This window comes from Psychrosphaera aestuarii, from assembly GCF_017948405.1.
Lineage (GTDB): Bacteria > Pseudomonadota > Gammaproteobacteria > Enterobacterales > Alteromonadaceae > Psychrosphaera > Psychrosphaera aestuarii.
In genome coordinates this window covers 2,193,348-2,213,824 of sequence record NZ_CP072844.1, presented here as the reverse complement: position 1 = coordinate 2,213,824, position 20,477 = coordinate 2,193,348, and the positions used below count along the sequence as shown (strand labels likewise).

Genomic DNA, 20,477 nt, shown 5'->3' with positions numbered 1-20,477 from the left:
TCGTATGTTTTTAAATATGCTTAAATTTGAGTGGCGATATTACGTTCGTCAACCGTCGTTTTATGTAACCTGCTTAACGTTTTTCTTATTGCCATTTTTAGCGATGGTTAGCGATTCGGTCATAATAGGTGGTCAGAATACCACGTTTAACGGCTCTTACGCAGTTGCACAAACCATGTTGATCTTAGGGATTTTCTCCATGTTTTTAGTGGTTAATTTTATGGCCACTACCGCGACTAAAAATGACTCGTCTCACATGGCTGAGTTACTTTATACCAAACCGATGAACCCGTTAACATATCAATTGGGTCGCTTTTGTGGGACTTACCTAGTGATCTTGGTCGTGTTTGCCATGGTGCCACTTGGCATTCTGATAGGCTCTTGGATGCCTTGGCTGGATTCAGAACGACTAGGCCCAACGGATCTTACTTTCTATTTAACAACGTACTTCTATTTTTCTGTACCAACGTTATTTGTTTTCTCGGCTATATTTTATTCGGTCGCGCAAAAGTTTAAATCGATGATGTCGGTTTACTTGGCTGCAGTGGCAATGTTTATCTTGTACATCGTTAGCGGCAACTTCATTAGTGAACCCGAATATCGATATATCGGAGCGTTAACTGATCCGTTTGGTATTAGAACCTTTGCCGATATTACTCGTTACTGGACGCCGGTTGAACGAGACAGCCAAGTAATCTATTTAGAGGGCGTATTGTTATATAACCGCCTAATTTGGATTGGTATTAGTGTTGCTATTATTGCTCTATTTGGAAAGATTGCTTCACCATTAACATTAGCGCCAAAACCAAATCCTAAGAAGAAAAAAGCTAAAAAAGAAGAAGTTGCACCGGTTAACGCAAATATCAAATATAAAAGTGCAGCGTCAGGTACTTGGACAAAATTCAAAACGAGAACCTTGTTTGAAATCAAACAAATTATGTTTAGCCCACCGTTTTATATCCTATTGATATTCTCTGGTTTTACTATTATCTCTTCGTTTTTCGGAAACGGTCCTTTCTACGGCACCTCCGAGTGGGCATTAACTAAATCCATGGTCACTCAAATATCTGGTAGCTTTAGTTTAATGATGATTGTCATCATCACTTATTACAGTGGTGAAGTAGTTTGGCGTGAACGTAGTTCTGGAATGGGCGATATTGTTGATAGCATGCCTGTTTTTAATATGACATTTTGGTTGTCTAAACTGATTGCGGTTTGGCTAACTCTTTTATCACTATTTGTTATAGGTATGTGTGTCACTATTACTTATCAATTGATTGCTGGTGTGAATGATATTGAACTAGGCCAGTATTTTATCAGTCTGTTCTTTTTTCAAGCACCAAGCTTGTTGATGATGGTGGTTTTAGCATTTTTCCTTCAAGTATTAAGTCCAAACAAGTTTGTTGGAATGCTTTTATTCCTTAGCTATTTTTTAGCCAGCTTAAGCTTTTACCAATTAGGACTAGAGCATAATTTACTCAACTTTGCTTCACATCCAATGATGCAGTATTCGGACTTAAATGGTTACGGGTGGTACTTAGAAACACAGGCTTGGTATCTCATTTATTGGGGCGCTATGTGTGTCATTTTAAGTACAATTAGCTATGCCCTTTGGCAGCGAGGCCCTCAAGTTGCATTAAAACATCGTTTCAAGCAAATGGGTTATCAAATGCAGACCGGTGGAAAAATTACAATTGCTTCAGCGGCTTTGGTGTTTGTACTTTCGGGTAGTTACATTTACTACAACACTACGGTTGTTAACGAGTATTACTCTAGTGATGAGATGATGGAAATCCGTACTGACTATGAGAAGCAGTTTGATCAGTATGTAAACGATCCAATTCCTGTTATTACTCGCGTTAATGCAAAAGTTGATATCACGCCAAGTGAAAGAACGATTGTTGCTACCGCTGAAATAACGGTTAAAAATAAGTTTGATAAGCCAATATCTCGTTTCTTAGTGAACGCACCTCGTTTCGCAGAGACTTGGGGTGTGCAGCTTCCAAATGGCTCAATGCAGGAAGTGGATTCGCGTTTAGGCGCAGCTTGGTTTGTATTTGATCAGCCTTTACAGCCTGGCGAGACTTTGGAAGGTGAAATTACCGTAACTCGAACGGTTAAAGGCTTTAAAGATAAAGGCTTTGATGTGCAGTTAGTTAAAAATGGTACCTTCATTAATAACTTTGAGTTATTCCCAATTTTTGGTGTAAATACACAAGGTTATTTATCCGATCGACATGAGCGCAGAAAACGAGATTTGCCGCCGCCGAAAAGGGCGAACAAGTTAGAGGATGAAGAGTTTTATAATCAAAGCTTCTTTGGTAAAGGAAACGACTTTATAGATTTTGAAACGACGATTTCTACTGAGCTAGACCAAGTGGCTATAGCGCCTGGTTACTTACAGAAAGAGTGGGTGGAAGGTGATAAGCGCTATTTCCATTATAAAATGGACTCGCCGATGATTAACTTCTATTCGATTTTATCAGCTCGATTAGATGTGAAAAAAGACGTTCACAAAGGTATTAACATTGAGGTTTACTACCATCCTAAACACTTTATGAATGTGGGTGTCATGATTGAGTCGACTAAAGATTCTATTGACTACTTCACTGAAGCATTTGGCCCATATCAGCATAAACAAATGCGCATCATTGAGTTTCCTGGATATCGAAGTTTTGCTCAAAGCTTTGCTAATACTGTGCCTTACTCGGAAAACATTGGTTTCACTACAGACCTACGTGATCAGGACAATATTGACCCTGTTTATTATGTAACGGCGCATGAACTGGCACACCAATGGTGGGCACATCAGGTTGGCAGTGCAGACGTACAGGGTAGTGCAATACTATCTGAGTCGTTGTCACAATACAGTGCGATTATGGTCATGGCGAAAAAGTACGGAGATAATAAATTACGTAGTTTCTTAAAGTATGAACTAGACCGTTACTTGCGTGGTCGAGCTGCAGAATCGCTTGAAGAGATGCCACTAATGCGAGCTGAAAACCAAGGGTATATTCATTACCAAAAAGGTTCTGTGGTTATGATGGCGATTAAAGATAGGCTAGGCGAAGAACGTTTAAATCAAGCGTTGAGAAACTTACTGCAGAAGTTTAAGTTTAAGAGCGATCCGTATCCAACGACTTTGGATCTGATTGCTAGTTTAAACGGGGTAAGTAATAGCGAAGAACAGTCGTTTATCAAAGACTTGTTTGAGGAAATTACACTTTATGACCTACAAGCAAAAACAGCCGATATTGTTGAACTAGATAACGGCAAGTTTGAAGTGACCTTCATCGTAGAAGGCAGACGTTATACTGCAGATGGAAAGGGTGCTGAAACACCTGCTGAGCTTAAAGAGTATGTTGATATTGTGCTATTTAGCGAAGATCCAGAAGATTTAAATGCGGACAACATTGTTTTGTATGAAAACAAACATCTAGTCATTGAGGGTGAAAATACCTTCACGCTTACAGTGGACTCAAAACCTAAATATGCTGGTGTTGATCCATTCGTTAAGTTGATTGACCGAGACAGTTCTGACAATGTTATAAAACTTTAATAGTCGAGTTTTAGCGGTTGAATTTTGAAAGTTTAACTTCTAAGGCTTAAATCAGACGAGCTCGACCGCCGCCGCAAGGCGACATTATTTAAGAGGACCTTCGGGTCCTTTTTTTGTTTCGCCGTCGCTGATAATCAAATGCCAGCGCCGTTCATACCGCATAGACTCACTCCGCTAAAGAACAGATGAACATTACTTTACACAAGAGACCTCCAAGGCATGGATGCCTTGGTTGAGCGTTTCAGGGAAGAACTTGAGCGGCCGATGCAGTAGACATAAAAAAAGGACCCGAAGGTCCTTTTTTTATAGCAGCGCTTGTCTCAACTCATTTGCTGCAAAAGCTTTTTTACAATCCAGCGTCAGCGCGCAATGCTTCAACTTTGTCAGTACGTTCCCATGGGAACTCTTCGCGACCAAAGTGACCGTATGCAGCTGTGCCTTTATAAATAGGGCGTTCTAGGTCTAACATTTGTGTTAGGCCGTATGGACGTAGATCGAAGTGACGACGTACTAATTCGATTAGTTTGTCTTCTTCAAGCTTGCCTGTGCCAAATGTTTCAACGCTGATAGACGTTGGTTCAGCAACACCAATCGCATAAGAAACTTGAAGTTCAGCTTTGTCAGCAAGACCAGCAGCTACTAGGTTTTTAGCTACGTAACGTGCAGCGTATGCGCCTGAACGGTCAACTTTTGAAGGATCTTTACCAGAGAACGCACCGCCACCGTGACGAGCCATGCCGCCATATGTATCAACGATGATCTTACGGCCTGTTAAACCACAGTCACCCATTGGTCCACCAATTACAAAGCGACCTGTTGGGTTGATAAAGTATTTAGTATTCGCTGATAACCATTCTGCAGGCAGAGTAGGCTTAACAATCGTTTCCATTACCGCTTCAACTAAGTCTTTTTGACTTATAGTGTCACAGTGTTGAGTAGAAAGTACTACTGCATCGATGCCAACTGGCTTGCCATTTTCGTAGGCAAAAGTAACCTGAGACTTAGCGTCTGGACGTAACCAAGGTAATGTACCATCTTTGCGCACTTGCGCTTGACGTTTAACTAAACGGTGCGAGTACTCAATTGGAGCTGGCATTAGTACTTCAGTTTCGTTACATGCATAACCAAACATTAGACCTTGGTCGCCGGCACCCTGTTCGCTAGGGTCTTTACGATCAACACCTTGGTTGATGTCTGGAGACTGTTTGCCAATTGTATTTAAAATTGCACAAGAGTCAGCATCAAAGCCCATATCTGAATGAGTGTAACCAATTTCACGTACAGTGCTACGAGTTAACTCTTCAATATCAACCCAAGCTGAAGTGGTGATTTCACCACCAACCATAACCATACCTGTCTTAACGTATGTCTCACACGCAACACGAGCCTTTGGGTCTTGCTCTAAAATAGCGTCTAATACTGCGTCAGAAATCTGATCTGCGATTTTATCTGGGTGACCTTCAGATACTGATTCCGATGTGAATAAATGTTGTGCCATTTAACCTATCTCTTTTATTACGTAAATTTTGCGGTAATTTTAGCTAAGTTTTTCGGTTTTGCATATTACTTTTTACGCCTAGACGTCTAAACACTTATATGGTCCTAAATTGTTAACAAAGTGTTACAAGTTAAAAGTTAGTTTTAGCCGCCATATTTGGTATAAAACGCGTAATAGAAAGTCGACATATTATAATAAATTCAGGGAGCTTCATTGAATGAAGATTTTTAACAGCAGTAACAAGTCAAAGTTTACAAAAACGGTTCTGGCATCTGCCGTCTTTTTTGCTCTAGCAGGGTGTTCAGCGACTCAGCAAAGTGTCGCGCCAGAAGTTGTTGCGACTAACGCTAAAATGGAATTCGTTCGTAATGTAGAAGGTATCAATGAGTATACCTTGTCAAATGGTATGAAAGTACTGATGTACCCAGACGAAGCGCAACCAAAAACTCTGGTTAACATCACTTATAAAGTAGGTTCAGTTCACGAAAAATATGGTGAGACTGGTATGGCCCACCTTTTGGAGCACATGTTATTTAAAGGCTCTACAAGCTACAAAGCAATCGACACCGAATTTAATAAACGCGGTATGCGCGTAAATGCGACAACGTGGTTAGATCGTACCAACTATTTTGAATTGTTTGAATATGATGAAGCTAACTTAGAGTGGGCTTTAGGCATGGAAGCGGACCGTATGGTGAACGCTACCTTTACCAAAGACCAGCTTGAGTCAGAAATGACCGTTGTACGTAACGAGATGGAACGCGGTGAAAATAGCCCGTTCCGCATGTTATCTTCGCGCTTAGCATCAACCGCATATTTATGGCATAACTATGCAAACTCAACGATTGGCGCACGTTCAGACGTTGAAAACTTTCCTTTCCAAGTTTTACGTGATTTTTATAAGCGTCATTACCGTCCTGATAACGCCGTGTTAACAGTAGCAGGTCGTTTTGATAAAGAAAAAACAATCGAAATGATTGAAAAGACCTTTGGTAAGTTAAAGCAACCAGAAACACCAATTGAAAAGCTGTATACCGTTGAACCGACTCAAGACGGCGAACGTGAAGTGAATCTTCGTCGTACAGGTGACGTACCAATGATTGCGGCTGTATATCATGTTCCATCAGCACTTCATGAAGATACGCCAGCGGTACAAGTGTTAGCGCAGATCTTATCTGATAATGCTCGTGGTCGAATGCAGAAGAAAATGGTTGAGCCTGGTTTAGCAACAGGTGCCTATGCCTACTCTTACCTACTAAAAGATCCATCAACATTTACCATATTAGCTCAAGGTTCAAAGGGTAAAGATACTGCTGAGATGGAAAAAGCATTATTGGCGATGGTTGAAGGTATTAAAAATAATACAATTTCAGAGTCGGAAGTAGCGGTTGCGAAAGCTGCTATTTTAAAAGAAACAGAAGAAGCGTTACGTAATGTAACGTCGGTAGGTATGGAATTATCAGAATACATTGCGATGGGTGACTATCGTTATATTTTCTATTTCCGTGACTTAGTAGAAAAAGTAACAGCGGCTGACGTTCAGCGAGTAGCAGAGCAATATTTTGTAGAAAGTAACCGTACGCTAGGACGCTTTATCCCAACTAAAGAGCCAGTGCGTGCGGAAATTTCTGAAGCCAAAGACATTTCAGAACTATTAGCAGACTATAAAGGCCGTAAAGCGGTTGCTAATGGCGAAGTTTATGACAACAACGTAGAGAATGTATTAGCTCGTTTGCAGGAGTTTACTTGGGCAACCGGCACACAAGTCAGTATTTACCCTAAGAAGTTGCGCGCTGGCGAAGTGAACATGGCAATGACTTTCCCTGTTGGCTCTGAAAAATCACTAAAAGGTTATGAGGCTGACTTTAAGATGTTAGGTGGTTTGATCATGAGCGGTACTGAAAAGTATAGCAAAGAGCAAATTGCTTCTAAGTTAGATGAATTAAAAGCGAGCATTAATATTTCTACGCGTACTTTAGGTGAAATCAATGTTTCAGTTAAAGCTGTAAAAGAAAACTTAGATAAAACGTTAGACTTTATTCAAGAGCTATTAGTTAACCCAACGTTTAAACAGTCTGAAGTTGAAATTGATCGTAAAGCAATGATCACAGGTCTTGAGATGAACCGTAGTGAGCCTCAAGCAGTCGCGGTTTCAGTTCTAAGTAAAACTTTTAATGGTCATGAAGCCGGTCACCCATCAGCGTTTCAAACGATTGATGAGCAAATTGCCGGTTTAAAAGCGGTATCATCTGAGCGTCTTAAAAAGCTGCATTCAACACACTTCAATGTAAGTAATGGCTACGTAGCCGTTGTTGGTGATGTAGAGCCTAAGATTGTTTCTACTCAATTAGAAATGCGCTTAAGCGAATTAGCTGGTAAGGCAAAGTACGCAAAACTTGAAGATGAAATCAACGCGGTAACGGGTCAAGAGAATTGGATTGAAACGCCAGACAAAGCAAATGCTCAGTTATATATTGCGCATGTAGTTGACCTAAACCCACAAGAAGATGATTACTATGCGACTTACATTGCAAACCAAATCTTTGGTGGCAGTGGTTTCGCTTCTCGTTTAATGCAGCGTATCCGTGTTAAAGAGGGTTACAGCTACGGTACGGGCTCTTGGTTACAAATGGAGTTTGATGAAGAGAAGGGTATGTTCATCATGTCTGCAATTGCGGCTCCTGAGAACATGAAAAAAGTAGTTGAAGCTTATAAAGAAGAAGTGCAAAAAGTATTAGACGAAGGTTTCTCTGATAAAGAGGTGACTGACGCTATTAACGGTGCACTTAAATCACTTCGAGTAACATGGTCAAGTGAAGCGTATATTGCTCGTATGCTAAACGAAAACAAGCAAATGGGCCGTGATATCAAATGGTTCTCTGATTACCAAGAAAAATTACCAACGGTAACGGTTGAACAGGTGAATGCGGCTTTTGCCAAGTACATTGCACAGCAAGAGTTAAATATCTTTGCTGCTGGTGACTGGGCTAAAGTTAACAAATAGTTTAAAGACTATATGTGACATTGCGTTTATATAACGAAGCGTGGCAGTTAACTCTGTCGCGCTTTTTTGTTTTATGGCCGATAAAAATACTTACTTGTTTGTTTTTCCGCCATAAAAGTGATTACACTGGTGTTATAAACGGATAAATAAAAGAAATTAGAATGATAGGAACGACCATGAAACGAACTAACATGAAACGAACGTACGTTTCTTTAGCGCTGCTTTTTCTCGGTACTCAACTTTCTGCTTACAGCCATGCGCTGGAAAGTAAAAAGCCAACCGTAGATTCATTGACAACTGAAGAGGCAGTAACGAGTAAAAAGTTTGAAGCTGAAGATATATTTGAGCTCGAATATGCCAGTGCGCCGCAAGTCTCTCCTGACGGCAAGTGGGTTATTTATACCAGACGTAGTCATGATGTTATGACCGACGGGACTCGTTCTAATCTTTGGATATCTAGAACAGACGGTTCATTGCATCGTCCACTCTTATCTGGGAAAAAAGCCTACTTTGGAGCATCATGGTCACCCAAAGGCGATAGAGTTGCTTATTTATCGAACGAAGAGGGGCGCACACAGCTTTATGTTCGTTGGATGGATACTGGGCAAACTGCGCTAGTAACTAATGTGCAATCGGGTATCAGTAATGTTTCGTGGTCACCTAATGGCCAGCAAATTGCGTTTACTATGTCAGTTGACGACACCACTAAACCTTTATCGGTCAAAATGCCAAAACGTCCTAAGGGCGCAAAATGGTCGGAACCAGTTACCTATGTAACAAAAGCTCGATATCAAGCTGATGGCGCGGGTATTTTAGATCCAAAATTCAGTCATATTTTTGTTATACCTGCCGACGGGGGCACACCTCGACAACTTACTAGTGGTAATTATAATCACGGTGGCAGCTTATCTTGGGCTCAAGATGGCAGTCGAATATATTTTTCAGCTTATCGCAATGCAGACTGGGAATACCAAACACGTGAATCAGATATTTACTCCGTTGTAGTTAATGGCGAACAGGCAGGTGAGCTCACTCAAGTTACTGATAGGCCAGGTGGTGAATACTCGCCAGTAGTATCTCCAGACGGGAAAAAATTAGCGTTTGTTTCAATTGATAATAAACCACTTGCATATCGAAATAGAATATTAGAAGTGATGGACTTATCGAGTAAAAAAGTAAGTGCGGTGACTGCTGACATAGATAACTCTGTAAGTGGCATAAAGTGGAGTGAAAACAACACAGGCTTGTATTATCAAATGACCGAACGCGGACTTATTACGGTTGGTTTTTCGACATTAGAAAGCCGTCATATGAAAATTGTTGAAGGTTTAGGCGGAACCACGATTGGTCGTCCTTATGCATTTGCAAATTTTGATGTTGATAACGATGTTATAGCTTACACAAAAGGCAGCGCTCAACGTCCGGCAGATATTTTTGTGCGAAGAAAGGGCAAAGACTTTCAGATCACACAATTGAATGAAGACTTACTTGGGCACAAAAACTTAGCTGAAGTAAAGGAAGTCGTATACAACTCGTCTATTGATGGCGAGGAAATTCAAGGTTGGTATTTGTTGCCTCCAAACTTTGATCCAGCTAAGAAGTACCCATTAATTCTTGAGATCCACGGTGGTCCTCATTTAGCATACGGTCCTCACTTCTCAGCTGAGATGCAACGTTTTGCTGCAGAAGGTTATGTTGTTTTTTATGATAATCACCGTGGTTCAACCGGTTATGGTGAACGCTTTGCGTTGTTATTACAAAATAAGTACTCGAGTAAATGGGACTTTGCAGACCATATGTCGGGCGTTGATGCGATGATTAACAAAGGTTTTGTTGATCCAGACAAACTATATATAACGGGTGGTTCAGCTGGTGGTATTGCCTCTGCTTATGCAATTGGTTTAACCGACAGATTTAAAGCTGCTGTAGTTGCAAAGCCAGTGATAAACTGGATATCAAAAGTATTGACCGCTGATAGTTATTTAGGTCAGATACCATTTCAATTTCCAGGTATGCCGTGGGATAACTTTGAACACTATTGGGAGCGTTCGCCACTGTCGTTGGTGGGCAACGTGACTACGCCAACTATGTTAATTACCGGTGAGAACGATCGTCGCACGCCAATGTCCGAAACCGAGCAATTTTATCAAGCGCTAAAGCTTCGTAAAGTTGATACGATAATGGTTCGCGTACCTGGCTCACCGCACGGTATTGCCGGTCGTCCATCAAGAATGGTGGCGAAAATTGAAAATATCTTAGCTTGGTTTAAAAAATACCCTTAAGCCTCGAAAGTGAAAGTTATTAACTAAGTAAAAAGTTAAGCCCGACAGGTGATATTTTTGTTTACCTGAGCGGGCTTTTTTGTGCCTGTTATATACACTTCGCGGGCTTTGGCAAGCCGGCGATACGAGTTGCTTGTTTTGCTGGGCCTTTTGGAAATAGCTTGTATAAATAGATGCTGTTGCCTTTGTCTGCTCCAAGCTGTTTTGCCATTGCTTTCACTAACATTCTGATAGCAGGTGATGTTTTGTATTCTTTATAAAAGTCACGAACAAAGTTGACAACTTCCCAATGATTTTCGGTCATTGTTATATTTTCTAGTTCAGCAATATGTTCAGCGAGTGGCATACTCCAGTCGTCAATATTCGCTAAATATTCGTGTTTATCTGTTGCGTACTGTGTACCGTTAAATTCAATCATTATTCTTAATTCTTAATTCTTAATTCTTAATTCTTAATTCTTATTACCAAGATATTATATTCTTAGCATGTTCAGTGAGCTGAATCCAAAGCTCATCTTCAATAGCCTCAATATCAACGCCCTTGTCAGCTTGTGCCGATAAGTTTATGTGTCTAGCGTTGATGTCTAAGGCTCGGGCATAAAGTAGCGGAGAAGGGCTATTAAGGTCGCTTTGCAACAAATACACAGCGTCTTGTAGAAATAGAACCCGATCATTGGGTTCAATCATAGGTTGTGCTTGTTGCCAGCCGTTTGGACTGAAAATCAAGTGGAGACTATAACTATGTGATGAAAAAGGCATATTAGACTCCTGGTTAAATTACAAAAATATGGTCAGCGTTGCTTTTTAGTTTTATAAAATCGCTATGTTCAATAGTCTCTATATTTGATAATCGCTCATTATCGGTTAAGCCAAACTGATTCAAACTGTCACTATGAGCATAAACCTTATCAATATCGTAAATATCCAATGCTTTAATCGTACTTATGTAGTCTTTTTGCGATATAGACTCAGCATCTTGATGAGCGAGTGTTTGAAATACACCTTGCTTATAGAAAACGACCGCAACATCTTGCTCATAAGAGCCAAGTATCAAGCTCAAATCGAGCGCCTCTTTACCCTGCAAGTCATTAAAGGTAGGTGTAGTGTGAATGACTAACACTGATTTAATATTCATAATCGTTCTACTTAAATTGGATAACTTTATCGGCAAGGGTACAGCGCTCAGCAAACTCAGCAAGACCAGCTATCTTAAAGCCTGGCATCACATTATCTTCATTTACGCCTCGTTTTACTGCAGCAGTTACGCACAACCAAAGTGGTACTCCATAGGTAATGTGAAGATCAGATAAGGCTTGCTGACCATTAAGCTCATCTGAACTAATGTCTAAGTTTGGAAGGGCATTCGTTATTCCATCTTGATACAAAAAAATCGCATCAATTGTGTGTCCCTGAGCGATGGCAGCTTCACAAAATTGGCAAGCTGATAAGACAGATTGTTCCGACCACGCTTTGCCTTGCAACATCAATAAGTAACGCATGAATTTCTCATTTTTGTATTCCGATAGGTATAGTTTAAAACATATTAACTAGATAACCCACGTAAGCATCAGAAAATTTATAAAAATGAAAAGAATAAATAACATCAAAGATGAAACTGTACTTAGTATTTAAGCTACCACTATGGATTTAAGTAACGTTTTGTATGGGCTAAAGTAAAGCTTTGTAAGAATTAAAGTAAAAAGTCGAGGCAAAAAAAAGCGCCGCACAAGGCAGCGCTCTTAGTAATATTGGCAATTAATCGTCGTTGCCGGCGAATGCCATTAAGATATTAATCAAGCTGATGAAAATATTGTATATAGATACAAATAACGTCACCGTTGCAAGAATGTAGTTAGTCTCGCCGCCTTTAACAATCGCTTGCGTTTGCATAAGGATTGCACCAGACGAGAACAAGATAAACATTGCACTAATAGCCAGTGACAGTGCAGGTAATTGTAGGAAGATGTTTGCTACAACCGCAACAATTAATACCCAGAAACCAGCTACCATCATTCCACCTAGGAATGACATGTCACGCTTAGTTGTTAATGCATAAGCAGAAACACCAAAGAACGTTAACGCTGTGCCACCAAGTGCCATCATTACGATTTCACCGCCACCTGCGCCAATTACCATATTTAAAATAGGCCCTAGTGTGTAACCAAGGAAACCTGTGAATGCAAACACTGCAACTAAACCCATTGATGAGTTAGCAGCTTTATGGACAAAGAATAGTAAGCCATAAAAACCAACCAACGTCACAATTAACCCCGGGTGAGGTAAGTTTAATGCCATTGCACCGCCAGCAACCATAGCGGCAAACGCTAAAGTCATAGCTAATAATGAATAAGTGTTTCTTAGTACCTTGTTCTGCGCTAATACAGAGGTTTGAGTACCTTGATACGCCATTCTGCTGTCCATTTTGAACTCCTGTTGTTTCATAAAATAAAACGTTGTTTAAAAACTTTCGATAGTTTTCATTAAATTGTATTACTGGTCAATATATATAGGTAAACAATTTAGTTTCAAGATATTTATACGACATTAATACGCATTTTGATTAAATTAAAAGCGATTAAATCAATCTTCTTATAAACGCCCAAATGTTTTGCGTTAGGGCTTTGTGCTAATTATTACCACAATTGAAGTTAACTACTATTATTCTTGGCTACTTCTCTACTTCGCTTTATGTTTATTTGATAAATTAAGTTTGCAAAGGTTCAATTTAATATTGAAGGTTTGCTCTAAATTTTAATATTTTTTGAAATTTCGAATTAAAAAAGCCCCACTTTGTTTTAAAAATAGCCATACAAACTAAAAAACTGGTTTTTTTTAACGTTTAGACTTTACAAGGCGAATCAAGGTCTCTAATATGCGCTTCATCAAGTGGAGAGGTGGCAGAGTTCGGTCGAATGCACCTGACTTGAAATCAGGCGAAGGGTTAAACCTTCCGGGGGTTCGAATCCCTCCCTCTCCGCCACTTATACAAACATTGAGTTTTATTATTTAAAACTTAATGAGATCGACTTAGGAAAGCTGGCAGAGTTCGGTCGAATGCACCTGACTTGAAATCAGGCGAAGGGTTAAACCTTCCGGGGGTTCGAATCCCTCGCTTTCCGCCAAACAACGAAGCCCAGTCATTTGACTGGGCTTTTTTGTATCTGCAATTTGGGAAGAACTTGAGCGGCCGATGCAGTAAAGTTATGTCCAGCTGTTCGATTTAAAAGCATCAACACACTCAACAGCACTCAGATACGCGCCTTCTACGCGCCCACCTTTTGCCCAGTCTCCGATTATTGCGTATTGTTGTTCGGCGTCAAATATTATTGTCGGCTTGTTTTTCTCATACTCTGCTATATAACTTTCTGCAGGACGAGCATATCGCCAGAAATGAGCGTAACCATCAACAAGACGAACGCCATCACCAAGATTATTATTGATTATTAGCTCATTAAGCCAATCTAGAGCAATGTTTTGTATGTTTTTGGAATCGACACCAATGTGTTGTTTGGTAAATGCGGCATCAAAGTGAATATTCCAAAGATCGTCTATTTTTTGTTGAGGTTTTGCACCTGATTTATCTTCAGAAGTTAATCGTTTTTCTATTTGTCGTTGTGGTTTGTGGTTTTGCCTTGCTAGCCAAGATACCTTTTCTCGACTAAACACCCCTTGCAATACATCACTCACCTCACCTTGGGTTGCTAGCGTGACGGCCCAACACGGCTCGTGAACATCGTGTGGAATTTGATTTTGGATTGAAGGAATATCGGCAAAAAGTTCAAAGGCTTGTTCGGCAGGAATTGTAGAAATCAGCCAGTCATAGATACCCACTAACTCCATGTTATCTCGCCACAACAGCCACTTACCGTCGTCATTAGTAATGTGGTTTATTTTTGTATTAAGTTCTAACTTTTTATCTTTTAAAAGATGCTTAGCAATTGAATTCATCTCAGGCGTGGCAACATATCTAAGCTCGGCGTCAGGGGAGGCGGCAAGTACCTTTGCCCTTAAAAGTGATGGTGAGAACGCCCATGGTTCAACAAGTCCATCAGTTTGCCACTGTTCTATTTCATTAATAAATTGGGGATCTCTGGCGGTAAAATATTGTGCGCCCATGTCACAATTTGCCCACGACAGCCGTTTGGTATTCATACGGCCTCCGCGACCACGAGATTTTTCAATCACAGTGACATTGTGTCCTAGCCTTGATAACTTATCTGCGACAACGGCCCCGGTTAGACCTGCGCCTATAATTGCTATTTTCATCTTGAATCCTTTTTACAGCTAATTGCGTCTAATATTGCGACGGTAAATTGGCGTTTTTATGTCATTACCATTTAATAGTGTTGCCTTGCCAATCAACATAGCTTAATTGATTATTATAAGGTTGTTTTTCAACCACATTTATAAAAAAGTCAGCCGATTTTTCGGCGGAGAACAACTGCTCGTTAGGCACATTTGCTTGAAAAGGCTTTGATAACGGGCTGTCCGTTGTACCAGGGTGATAGCTAATTAACTTTATACCTTTGTAGCTTCTGGCACATTCGATGGTAATGTTTTGCAATAACATATTTAATGCGGCTTTGCTGGCGCGATAGCTATGCCATCCGCCGAGTCCATTGTCAGATATGCTGCCAATGCGTGCTGATAATGCTGCTATTTTAAACCGTTGAGATTTATCGCAAAGGCTTAAAACTGCCTGAATAATTGATATTGGTGTGATTGTATTTGCTGCAATAACAGCGGAAAAAGTGTCAGGGTCAAATTGGCTTAGCGCTTTTTCAGGCCTGAATTTATCTGAGTGGAGTATGCCGTTAAAAATATAAACACCAGCAATATTTTTTTTGCTAATTTCTAATGGTTTCAGAGCTGCTTTAAGATTTATTGCAGAGTAGTCCTCAACCGTAATTGAATGAACTTGATTTGATGAAACGTCGATGGCATTGCGACTAAATGTGTAAACGTCGTTGTTTGGTTGTTCAATCAGCTTTTGGATTACAGCGTTCGCAATTGCGCTGGATGCGCCAAATATTAAATAACACGAGTGAGCCTTTGACATACTTATTTTTCTCCAGGTCGGCCGATTTGGCAAGACTCGCATCGAGCATTTCCAGTTAGAAACGCAGAGATGGAATAGCGATTTTTAGCAAACCAAAGGTATATAGGATCAGCAAAAAATCGCAACCATCGCCAAGTTAGAGGTTTGAATAACCAACCCTTGCCGACGATTTCCCACGCTTTATAAGTTACGTCTAAACCTAGTAGTAATCTTCCACTTTGATCAATAGCGTGGAGGATCTTATTGGCCTGCGCAACATCAACTTGAGGGTATAACTCCATTTGAGATGAGTTTTGAGTGTTTATAAATTCGATTTTTTTATTGTGATCAACTTTAGCTAATTTGCTCATTTCAGCAACGCACAAAGGACAACAGCCATCGTAAAACAGCAGAAATTTATTACTATTTGTCTGTTTTTTCACATTACACCTCTGATTAACCTAAACCTAAATGAAGCTACTTTACGTAAACGGCTAACAACATGAACCGCCGAAAATAACAGTTTAACAGTGCATTAATGTTGATTAACGACCTCGTCGAGAGCTTCATTTAACTCGTTGTACTTAAATGAAAAACCAGCATCGAGCAACGCTTGTGGTACGGCATTTTGACCGTAAATAACTAAGTCAGCCATTTCACCCATTAAAGTTCGAATTACAAACTCTGGTACGGGGAACAAACAGGGGCGGTTCAATGTTTTCGCCAAAGTTTTACTAAACGTTTTATTCGTAACAGGATTTGGTGCGGTGAAGTTAAATGGCCCAGTAAGTACGGGATGTTCGATTAAAAATTCGATTCCTGCCACCATGTCTTCAATGTGAATCCAAGGCATGTACTGCGCACCTGATGCAATGTGACCGCCAAGTCCCAATTTGAAAGGTAATAACATTTTATCAAGTGCGCCACCGCGATGACTTAATACGATGCCGGTTCGTAACAGAGCAACATTGGCATATTTAGCATTCATCGCAATGTCTTCCCAGTGTTGGCAAAGTTTGTGACTAAACTCTGGGAAATAACGAGTGAATTGCTCTGTTACAACCGCGTTACCTTGTCGGCCGTAAATACCAACGGCGCTGCCGCTAATAAAACGGATAGGATTATCCTCGCTGCGCTCTTTACTGATTTTGTTAACTATTTGGTCCGTTAATGTCCAACGACTGTTGCAAAGTTTCTGTTTTTGATTGTCACTCCAACGCTTAGCAACGATCGGTTCGCCTGCAAGATTTAAAATAACGTCAAAATCACAGAAGCTTACCTCCGCTAAATCCTCAATTATGGTGACGTAAGGCGGCAAAATGTTTTTTGCAGATTCCTTATTTCGAGTAAGCACAGTAAACTGATCGTCAGGGTGTTTTTCGTGATGTTGTTCGATAAATGAACGACCAATCAAACCTGTACCGCCCGAGATAAAATAATTCATAATAAAATGCCGTATTAAAAGGATTTAACTTGTTAATTAATCATAGTTCTTTTACGGTATTTAGCTGAAAAACGGTCATTAATTATTAAAAAGATTTAAAGGATTTTAGATGCCAAAGCTAGAAATTAATTTTGCGACAAAATTTCTGTTCGTAATGGCCTGTTTGGTCATTTTGTTAGCCGGAATTAAAGCTTCGAGTGCGATATTAGTCCCGTTTTTACTCTCTATTTTCATCGCAATTATCACTAACCCAATTGTAACCAGACTTGTTTCATGGCGAGTCCCAAGAGTTGTTGCTGTTTTAATCGTACTTTCTTTGCTACTCGTGGCTGGCTTAAGTCTAGCTGGCGTAGTTGGTCAATCATTTAACGATTTTTCGAAGTCATTACCTGAATATCAAGAAAAACTAGCTTCAGAATTACATTGGTTAGTAGGGCAGTTGGCCTTATTCGATATCAATGTCGATAAGTCGCAGTTAACCGAATACTTTAATCCTGGTGTTGCTATGCAAATGGTTGGCAATCTATTAAGCGGATTTGGTGGCGTTATGGCCAATCTGTTTTTGATTGTTTTAACGGTTGTATTTATGTTGTTTGAGGCACCGGATGTTAACAAAAAGATTCATATAGCCTTGCACGATCCAAAGATGAAATTACACCATATTGATCGCTTTTTAGACTCGGTAAACAGCTATTTGGCGATTAAAGCGTTAGTTAGTTTAGGTACTGCCTTACTGGTTGCACTATTGTTATGGGTACTTGATGTCGATTATGTATTGCTTTGGGCTGTACTTGCTTTCCTATTTAATTTTATTCCTAACATAGGTTCGATAATAGCAGCGGTTCCGGCCGTATTACTGGCTGTTGTGGTTCAAAGCCCGGCTGTTGCTGGCTTAGTTGCAATTGGTTATATCGGCATCAATACCGTAATGGGTAATATTGTAGAGCCGAAGTTTATGGGCCGCGGATTAGGCTTGTCTACGTTAGTTGTGTTTTTGTCGTTAATATTCTGGGGTTGGTTATTAGGTACCGTAGGTATGTTATTGTCGGTTCCATTGACTATGATTGTTAAGATTGCATTGGAAGCAAATGACGATAGTAAATGGCTTGGCTTGTTGCTTGGCAATGTAGATGACGACAAGCTGGAATCTCAAGTTGATGATCTTGTTAAGTAATATTAAGAAAGTAAGCAAAATTTAAAGTAAACAAGGAGTTTATGTGATCAGTTTATTGGCTAAATTGCTCAATGTATTAAATTCAGATACAAAACCCAGTCAGATTGCGCTGGCTATCGCTCTGGCTATGCTTGTAGGATTTAACGGCTTTATTAGTGTAGTTGGTTTGGTAGTTATTTTATTGTTATTTATCATTCGATGTAATTTAACGATATTTTTAGCATTTTCTGCAGTATTCGGTGTTGTATCCGTATTGTTGAGTTCTATTTCTCACCGCTTAGGCTCTGCAATCCTTAATAGTGGTGCCTTACAAGATACGTTAACAGCGCTTTACCAAACATATTGGTTCAGATTAGATGAGCTTAATAATACGGTTCAAATGGGAGAGTTTGCACTTTCTATTGTTTTGTTTATTCCGGTGTACCTACTTAGCCTATTTTTAGTAATTAAATATCGTAATTCACTGATGCAATTTGTTAATAAATTTAAGGTTGTGCAAACTTTAAAAGCATCGAAGTTCTATCGTATTTATGCGGCAACGCAAAGCTAAGGAGAGATAAAGTTTATGGAAAATAACACAACTAAAAAAGCTCCTGGACCTATTCGTACAGGTGGTATTGCCGCGTTATTTATAACAGCAGGTACGCTTGGGGCTTTGGGTTACTTTTTGGCAGAGCCATTTGCTAAGAGTATTATTACGAGCAGTATGGAAGAGGCCTTTGGCGCGGAAACAAATATTGAATCGGTTGATTTAAACTGGCAACCATTTGGTATTGCAATCAACCAGTTACAACAAGCTGATCCAGACAAACTATCACAAAATTTATTTGAATTTAACACGGCATCAGCCAGTGTGAATTTGTGGGAGTTATTGTTAGGCAATGTGCTAGTTGATGAGCTTACAGTCGACAAATTGGCGTTTAATACCAAACGAGCACAAATGGGTGAGGCAATTGCGTCTGATGGCCCTGACGATGAAAAAGCGGGGGATGAGCCGTCAGCGGAAGGCGGATTAGAAGTTCCTTCGGCAAAAGAGCTATTGGCAAAAGCGGACCTCATTACTGAGAAAAAAGCGCAGCAACTTAAAGCCGTTTGGGGCGAAGAAAATGAGGCGTTAAAAACGAAGTTGGCAGCACTGCCAAGCAAAGACTCATTAAAAAGTTACGAGCAGCGCTGGAAAGAAATAGAAAATACGAAAATAACGTCGTTAGAAGACTTTGAAGCGCTTAAGCAAAAGGTTAATCAACTTAAAGCAGACATTAAGAAAGATAAAAGCGCAGTTGACGAGTTAAAGTCACAATACAAATTAAGCAAGAATAATGTTGATCAAGCATATTCAGAATTAAAAGCAGCGCCCGATCAAGACTGGGACAAAATTAAATCGACATTACCGATTGATGATCCAAGTGCCGTTGCAATATCAAAGTTGATATTTGGTGATGAAGTCACTGCTTACCTTGTTAAAGCAGAAGAGTTGTATCAAATAATCAAACCCATTATTGATGCCAACAAAGAAGTAAAAGCCCAGGATAAACTCAAAGCAAACGAGAATGAAACGGGTGTATTTGTTGAGTTTAAGCTCGATGAACAGTGGCCGAGCTGGATGATAAAGCAATTAATGTTAAATGTTATCGCGCCGAATCAGCAGACTTATAAAGTAACTGGCGAAGAAATAACGAGTGAAAACTATGTTCGTAATATCGCAAGCCGTTATGCAGTGGATTTAGTATCGGAGCTACAAGGTGAGTCATTTACTTTAAATGGCCAATACTTTATCAATAATCAAGCTGAAATAACGACAGAGGGTGACTGGGTTGCGAATGGCATTGCTATTAAAAATAAGTCTTTATCAAATAGCGATGACTTGTCTATTGTTATGAGTAACGCCGAGTTAAAGGGCGGTGGTCAGTTTAAGTGGCAAGAACAACTCAGCAGCTCACACAGCATCAAGTTCAATGACGTCAGTCTTTCTGGTGATGCAAATACAAACCTAGCAAAATTAACGTTAGATACGTTAAGCAAGGTATCTACGTTTAATCTTAACGTTGGTGTGGATGGCAATATTACTTCACCTGATGTGTCCATCAAGTCTGATCTTGATAATCAAATTAATACGGCATTTAAACAGCAAGTGTCAGATCGTTGGGTTAGCGTTAAAGCAGAGACAAAAGAAAAACTAAACGAGCGGGTTCAAACCGAATTGAATTTGAATAATGATCAACTGCAAAAGTTTAATGAGATAAAAGCTCAATATGAAAATGCCGAGTCAAATTTGAAAAAGTTTGGTCAACAACAACTTGATAAATTCATTGATGAGAAAAAGTCGCAATACGAAGACAGCGTAAAAGATAAGTTAAAAGATAAGTTAAAAGGCAAGCTCAAAGACTTTGGTTTTTAAAGATTTACAAGGTTAATTAATAATAAAAAAAACGCCTATTTAGGCGTTTTTTTTATTAAAAGAACAGAGACTATTACGGTT

Annotated in this window: 16 protein-coding genes and 2 tRNA genes; 8 read left to right on the top strand and 10 right to left on the bottom strand. The window is 39.8% G+C overall.

What is annotated here, in order from left to right:
* Positions 1-4: 4 nt before the first annotated feature.
* Entirely contained in the window at positions 5-3,559 is a 3,555-nt protein-coding gene (locus tag J9318_RS10060) for an ABC transporter permease/M1 family aminopeptidase (protein ID WP_210559795.1), read from the top strand.
* 346 nt (positions 3,560-3,905) lie between these two features.
* Here J9318_RS10060 and metK read toward each other — a convergent pair whose 3' ends face one another.
* A complete protein-coding gene (metK, locus tag J9318_RS10055) occupies positions 3,906-5,057 on the bottom strand; it encodes a methionine adenosyltransferase (protein ID WP_210559794.1) in 1,152 nt (383 codons plus the stop codon).
* Positions 5,058-5,274: 217 nt separating this feature from the next.
* Between metK and J9318_RS10050 the strand changes: the two genes are divergently transcribed.
* Positions 5,275-8,061 carry a M16 family metallopeptidase gene (locus tag J9318_RS10050; RefSeq protein WP_210559793.1) on the top strand — a complete coding sequence of 929 codons (2,787 nt, stop codon included), beginning with the start codon at positions 5,275-5,277 and terminating at the stop codon, positions 8,059-8,061.
* A 176-nt stretch (positions 8,062-8,237) separates the two neighbouring features.
* Positions 8,238-10,343, top strand: coding sequence for a S9 family peptidase (locus J9318_RS10045; RefSeq protein ID WP_210559792.1), 2,106 nt, complete (start codon positions 8,238-8,240; stop codon positions 10,341-10,343).
* Between the two features lie 88 nt (positions 10,344-10,431).
* Here J9318_RS10045 and J9318_RS10040 read toward each other — a convergent pair whose 3' ends face one another.
* From J9318_RS10040 to J9318_RS10020, 5 genes are all read right to left on the bottom strand, one after another.
* Entirely contained in the window at positions 10,432-10,761 is a 330-nt protein-coding gene (locus J9318_RS10040) for a TusE/DsrC/DsvC family sulfur relay protein (RefSeq protein ID WP_210559791.1), read from the bottom strand.
* Positions 10,762-10,804: 43 nt separating this feature from the next.
* Positions 10,805-11,101: a DsrH/TusB family sulfur metabolism protein gene (locus J9318_RS10035; protein WP_210559790.1), complete on the bottom strand. Its 297-nt coding sequence runs from the start codon at positions 11,099-11,101 to the stop codon at positions 10,805-10,807.
* Positions 11,102-11,114: 13 nt separating this feature from the next.
* A complete protein-coding gene (gene tusC, locus J9318_RS10030; RefSeq protein ID WP_210559789.1) occupies positions 11,115-11,477 on the bottom strand; it encodes a sulfurtransferase complex subunit TusC in 363 nt (120 codons plus the stop codon).
* Positions 11,478-11,484: 7 nt separating this feature from the next.
* Positions 11,485-11,841: a sulfurtransferase complex subunit TusD gene (gene tusD, locus J9318_RS10025; protein WP_210559788.1), complete on the bottom strand. Its 357-nt coding sequence runs from the start codon at positions 11,839-11,841 to the stop codon at positions 11,485-11,487.
* Positions 11,842-12,097: 256 nt separating this feature from the next.
* On the bottom strand, positions 12,098-12,763 hold the full coding sequence (locus J9318_RS10020) for a Bax inhibitor-1/YccA family protein (protein ID WP_210559787.1): 666 nt from the start codon (positions 12,761-12,763) through the stop codon (positions 12,098-12,100).
* A gap of 467 nt (positions 12,764-13,230) precedes the next feature.
* Here J9318_RS10020 and J9318_RS10015 point away from each other — a divergent pair.
* Positions 13,231-13,322: transfer RNA gene (locus tag J9318_RS10015), tRNA-Ser, on the top strand.
* Positions 13,323-13,372: 50 nt separating this feature from the next.
* Positions 13,373-13,464: transfer RNA gene (locus J9318_RS10010), tRNA-Ser, on the top strand.
* A 79-nt stretch (positions 13,465-13,543) separates the two neighbouring features.
* On the opposite strand, the gene J9318_RS10005 is transcribed toward J9318_RS10010, so the two are convergent.
* The 4 genes from J9318_RS10005 to J9318_RS09990 all read right to left on the bottom strand — a co-directional run bounded on the left by J9318_RS10005 (position 13,544) and on the right by J9318_RS09990 (position 16,824).
* The gene (locus tag J9318_RS10005; protein WP_210559786.1) at positions 13,544-14,608 is read right to left on the bottom strand and encodes an NAD(P)/FAD-dependent oxidoreductase; all 1,065 of its coding nucleotides are present in this window, start codon (positions 14,606-14,608) and stop codon (positions 13,544-13,546) included.
* 64 nt (positions 14,609-14,672) lie between these two features.
* Positions 14,673-15,401 carry an SDR family NAD(P)-dependent oxidoreductase gene (locus J9318_RS10000; RefSeq protein ID WP_210559785.1) on the bottom strand — a complete coding sequence of 243 codons (729 nt, stop codon included), beginning with the start codon at positions 15,399-15,401 and terminating at the stop codon, positions 14,673-14,675.
* Between the two features lie 2 nt (positions 15,402-15,403).
* Positions 15,404-15,823 (bottom strand): thiol-disulfide oxidoreductase DCC family protein, encoded by a 420-nt coding sequence (locus tag J9318_RS09995; protein WP_244731623.1) that lies wholly within the window; start codon positions 15,821-15,823, stop codon positions 15,404-15,406.
* A 92-nt stretch (positions 15,824-15,915) separates the two neighbouring features.
* Positions 15,916-16,824, bottom strand: a complete 909-nt coding sequence (locus J9318_RS09990; protein ID WP_210559784.1) for a TIGR01777 family oxidoreductase — start codon at positions 16,822-16,824, stop codon at positions 15,916-15,918.
* A gap of 109 nt (positions 16,825-16,933) precedes the next feature.
* Here J9318_RS09990 and J9318_RS09985 point away from each other — a divergent pair, with 109 nt between their 5' ends.
* Genes J9318_RS09985 through J9318_RS09975 form a run of 3 tightly spaced genes read left to right on the top strand, consistent with a single transcriptional unit; the run spans position 16,934 to position 20,396 of the window.
* Positions 16,934-17,998, top strand: coding sequence for an AI-2E family transporter (locus J9318_RS09985; RefSeq protein ID WP_210559783.1), 1,065 nt, complete (start codon positions 16,934-16,936; stop codon positions 17,996-17,998).
* 43 nt (positions 17,999-18,041) lie between these two features.
* Complete coding sequence (locus J9318_RS09980; protein WP_210559782.1) at positions 18,042-18,548, top strand: TIGR03546 family protein; 507 nt, start codon at positions 18,042-18,044, stop codon at positions 18,546-18,548.
* 15 nt (positions 18,549-18,563) lie between these two features.
* Positions 18,564-20,396 (top strand): TIGR03545 family protein, encoded by a 1,833-nt coding sequence (locus J9318_RS09975; RefSeq protein ID WP_210559781.1) that lies wholly within the window; start codon positions 18,564-18,566, stop codon positions 20,394-20,396.
* The last annotated feature ends 81 nt before the right edge of the window (positions 20,397-20,477 follow it).